Source organism: Bacteroides fragilis (genome assembly GCF_019583405.1).
Taxonomy (GTDB): domain Bacteria; phylum Bacteroidota; class Bacteroidia; order Bacteroidales; family Bacteroidaceae; genus Bacteroides; species Bacteroides fragilis_B.
Map to the genome: position 1 here is coordinate 1 of NZ_SZUU01000024.1, position 4,476 is coordinate 4,476.

Sequence of the window (4,476 nt, forward strand, 5' to 3'; positions counted from 1 at the left end):
CGCGACGAGGGTCTTTGCCCCCGGTCGTGCGGTGATGCGCATCTGTATGTTAATGAGTGATTGGCGTTGCTTTTTTAACAGGCCGGGGGCTTTTTTCTTGAACAACTCACAGTGAACTCCTCAATTTTAAAATCCCTGAAATTTCCTGCCCGTATATGACTTTATATCTTTAGAGGCCGCAAGATAGGACAGAAAGTTGCAATTTCATTGCAATATGGCTTTTCCACCATGAAAGAAATAGTTTATTTAACAGAAGTAATTTACTTAATAAGTATATTGTGTTAAATAGTATATTATTCTATATAATATATTACTTATTAAATATAGTATTGTTAAATATGATTAAGTACAATACTATTCAAGTAAATAAGTACACGAAAATTTGGCGGTCTCAGTGATAATGGTTATCTTTACATCGTAATAATCAAGGAGATACAAATATGACAGAAACAATCACAACAGCATGTGTAAACCACAAGGGTGGTGTCGCAAAGACAACTTCACTGCTGAACCTGGCAGCCGGAATCGCGCGGTCGGGAAAGAAAAGGGTCTGTATCATTGACGCGGACCCGCAGGCGAATACGACAATGGCGGCTTTCGGACAGGAGGTGGCAAACATCCCCTCAGAGGTACTGCTGGAAAGCGTGCTGCAGGAGAGCATGCAGGACAGGCCTCTGGAAATCCAACCACTGCCGTGGCTGGAAAGGGTGGACATACTGCCGGCGTCCCTGGACCTGGCAGCTACGGAAGTGGCCATGTATGCCACCCCCGGCAGGGAATTCCTTTTCAGGGAAATCGTTAAGGTATTGGCAAAGAAGTATGACCACATATTTATAGACTGCCCCCCGTCATTGGGGATCATCACACAGAATGCGCTGATGGCAAGTGATTTTGTAATCATACCTATGGATGGGAACTATTTCGCCATGAAAGGGATCGAAAAGATATACTACATCATTGGCCTGCTCAAAAGAAAACTGAATGCCCAGGTCCGGATACTCGGTTGCTTTATGACCAAGTACAATGATAGGAGAAAGCTGGATGTGGATATCAGGGAAAGCCTGATAGAGGCTTTGGGAGATAATGTGTTTGAAACAACCATCCGGAACAATGTGGCATTGGGAGAAGCCCAGTACAAGACGCAGAGCATTTTCGATTACGCCCCTTCCTCGAACGGGGCCAAAGACTACAAAAAGCTGGTGAAGGAGTTTCTCGGCAGGATTAAAAGAATGAATCAATAAATAAAAGTTCCTATGAAAGAGTTTAAATCAAATGGGATATCCATGGAAAATATGGTGGGAGAAACTCCCGGGAAAGGAAAAGGCGCATCCTCAAAAACGAACCAGACCGTTGCGCTGACGGAAGATCTGAAATGGGAGTTACGGACGTTCGCTTCGGACCATCGCTACAGGGGAGTCAAGACGCTGCTTGAAACGATGATAGAATGTTTCGTAAAGGAAGACGGTACGCTTGACCGTGACAAGTTGGAGTGTTTCTGGAAAGAATATGTAGAAAAGTAAAATATTTAATTTACTGAAATAGTAATTATTGAATCAAAGTAAGATACTAAACATTGAAAACAAGTAATAAAATGAAGGCATTCGGATATGTATTGCTGGCTTGCCTGGCATGTACGCTTTTCTCTTGCGGCCCGGACGAGCTGTTGCCGGAACCGGTACCGCCGGTGGTGAAACCCGGGGATAATGACAAGCCGGGCGAAGAGCCGGAAGAACCGGAAGAACCGGCCAAGGTACAGTTAGGCATCACAGCGGCGCTACAGAACATGCAGCAGACCAGGGGGATCATAGAGGCTTTTGCTCCCGGGCATGAAATGGGAGTCTTTGTCGGAGTAAGCCAGACGAGCGAACCGGCGGGTACAAAGAACGCCTCTTATCTCTTTGACGGGAAGGTATGGAATGCAGGGCAGGATGTACCGGTGGAAGCGGATGCCGACGTGGTGGCATACCTGCCTTATGATAAAGGTGTGACCGATTTCAAGGACGTACCTTTTGACCTGGCGGACCAGAATGACATCCTGTACGGAACGGCCAAAGTGACCAAGGATGTCCCGACGGTGAATCTGATGATGCAACACGCCATGACACTGGTGCGCGTACGCCTGATAAAGAACGAGTATATGGGTACGGGGCTTGTTTCGGATATGACGTTCGCGGATGTATATACATCAGGAACGGTGGATGCGTCAACCGGAAGCGTGAAAATAAACTATAACCAGGGTCGTGGTACGGTCAAAGTCGGAGGGAACTATATGCTCAATGATGAAAATCCCGTCATTGTCGATGCCATCATGATTCCAAGGGCATCTTATGACGAACAGGCCTCCGTCAGCTTTGTCATTGACGGACAAAAGCACACATATACCTTCCCGGTACAGCATGAATGGAAAGCCGGCATGAAATATACCTATACCCTGAAAATGACAGGGAATTACAATGCGCCGGTGAATAAGGAGCAGGTGGATATCGATGTCGACTACTGGGGACAGTATGGCAAGACCGATGAGATCGTACTCAACCCGAATTCGGAAGATTACGAGTTTACGATCTGGACGAATTATACGAAATACGGATATGACTGTTACCAGAATGAAGGCAAGGCATTCGGCACTTTCTATTATCCCTGGTGCGGCACTTCGGAAGGTGAAATGCGTTTCGTGTTCATGAAAGAGGGCACGAATGAAATTGTAGAGAAGTTCCAGCCGATAGACATCAAGACCAATGGCGGATGGGATGGCAAACGCATCCAGTGCTATGTCACCTCCGCACCGGGAACATACCAGCTCGTTCCATTGTTCCGCAAGAAAGGAGAAACCATGTGGTGCAGGGCGGCGGGTTATGATTACGGCAGTACGGACCGGGAGTGGCTCTATGAAGTGAAAGCTCCCGCACCGGATAACCTGCCGGCATTACGTGATATAGAATTGGAAGGACAGGATAATACAACATTTTTGTCTTATCGTATTCCTTTTGACCAGTCATTCAATGTTGTTTTTACTTTATCCAATAAAGGAGAAAAGGCCCTGAGAGGCAAAATAAAAGCGGTTTGGGAGAGGGAATTCAAACTGAAGTCCAACTCGTACCGACCAAGTACCAAGAAAAAAGAAGCCATTAATGATAATGAATGGAAGGATGAAATTGGTATTGTTTCGGTTGATATTCCAACAGGAACTCGTTTTTGGAAGGGGATTATGGGATGTAAAGTCACCCAATATTATCCCATGCCACATGTTGGGGGCGTCGAATATGCCGGCCCTATAATTCATCTCTACTGGCAGCCCGAAGGAGAGACAGAATGGACACTTCTTAGATTAGATGCAGATTATCTGTTTAATAACAATTATACAGGCAATGACATTTGGGATGAAACATTGAATTATATAAATGTTTCTCTTGCAGAATGGTATAATTAAATAGAGATAAAAATATGACTATATTTACAGATAATCAACTGAGGCAAGCAAAAATTATTCTTCAGTCCCCATTAGCTAAACTATCAGATCTGAACTCTTCAGACATCCGTAATTTGGCTGTGGTGTGGAGTTATTATTCCGGTAAGATTGAAGGGAACACATATACTTACGTTGAAACGGAAGCACTTCTGAAAGACGGTATTACCTCTGAAAAGAGATATGAAGATGCCAAAATGCTGAAGAACCTTCATAATGTTTTCGTCTCTGAAATGGAGTATATCCACAAGGGAAAGAATACGGAAGTGATAGACGATCGTACTTTGCTACGGCTGCATTCCGGATTATCTTCCGGACTGGTTTCCGATGAAGAAGCCGGGCAGTTCCGGACACGGCCGGTACGGATCAGCGGAACAGACTATGTGCCGCCGCGTGATGTGTATGAGATCCGCTTCAAATTGAGTGAGATCCTTTACCGCCAGGCAGAACTGGAGAATCCTCTTGAACGTGCGGTATACCTGCATTGCAATATCGCCAGGATACAGCCGTTTATCGACTGTAACAAACGAACCGCACGGCTTGTGGAAAGTATAGTAATGATGAATGCCGGACTGATCCCGGTTTACTCGTCAAAAGACGCTGATATCCTGAATTACCGTAAAGGGTTGATCCGTTTCTATGAAAATGAAACCTATGATCTGTATGCGGATTATTTCCTGGACAGGCAGATGGCCCGTATAAAGGAACTGGCGACGGATACCGGCATGGAAATGTAATTCATTTGGCATAAATGGATTTAAAGTGGAGAAGTCCCCGCTGCAGTGATGCACCGGGGCTTCATTGTTTAAGACGGTTATGGCATGGCATAAATATCCGTGATCGTCATATCATTCCTTTAAATTATGATAAGATCAGAATACTTCCCACCAGGAAGTAAACCAAGTTCTTTCCAGGTCACGCCATCAGTAGATATAAGACACCCGGAAGTACTTTTATTGCCTGATTCCCTTTTAGCTCCAACAGCGATAAATACACCATTGTATGCAATT

General features: G+C 45.0%; 4 protein-coding genes. All 4 read left to right on the forward strand.

The window, feature by feature from the left end; genetic code table 11:
- Nucleotides 1-440: 440 nt before the first annotated feature.
- The 4 genes from FDF36_RS20850 (at nucleotide 441) to FDF36_RS20865 (ending at nucleotide 4,203) form a co-directional block, all read left to right on the forward strand.
- Entirely contained in the window at nucleotides 441-1,241 is an 801-nt protein-coding gene (locus FDF36_RS20850) for a ParA family protein (protein WP_220392671.1), read from the forward strand.
- 12 nt (nucleotides 1,242-1,253) lie between these two features.
- Nucleotides 1,254-1,520: a hypothetical protein gene (locus FDF36_RS20855; RefSeq protein ID WP_220392672.1), complete on the forward strand. Its 267-nt coding sequence runs from the start codon at nucleotides 1,254-1,256 to the stop codon at nucleotides 1,518-1,520.
- A gap of 71 nt (nucleotides 1,521-1,591) precedes the next feature.
- A complete protein-coding gene (locus tag FDF36_RS20860) occupies nucleotides 1,592-3,430 on the forward strand; it encodes a fimbrillin family protein (RefSeq protein WP_220392673.1) in 1,839 nt (612 codons plus the stop codon).
- A 14-nt stretch (nucleotides 3,431-3,444) separates the two neighbouring features.
- Nucleotides 3,445-4,203, forward strand: coding sequence for a Fic family protein (locus tag FDF36_RS20865; protein ID WP_220392674.1), 759 nt, complete (start codon nucleotides 3,445-3,447; stop codon nucleotides 4,201-4,203).
- The last annotated feature ends 273 nt before the right edge of the window (nucleotides 4,204-4,476 follow it).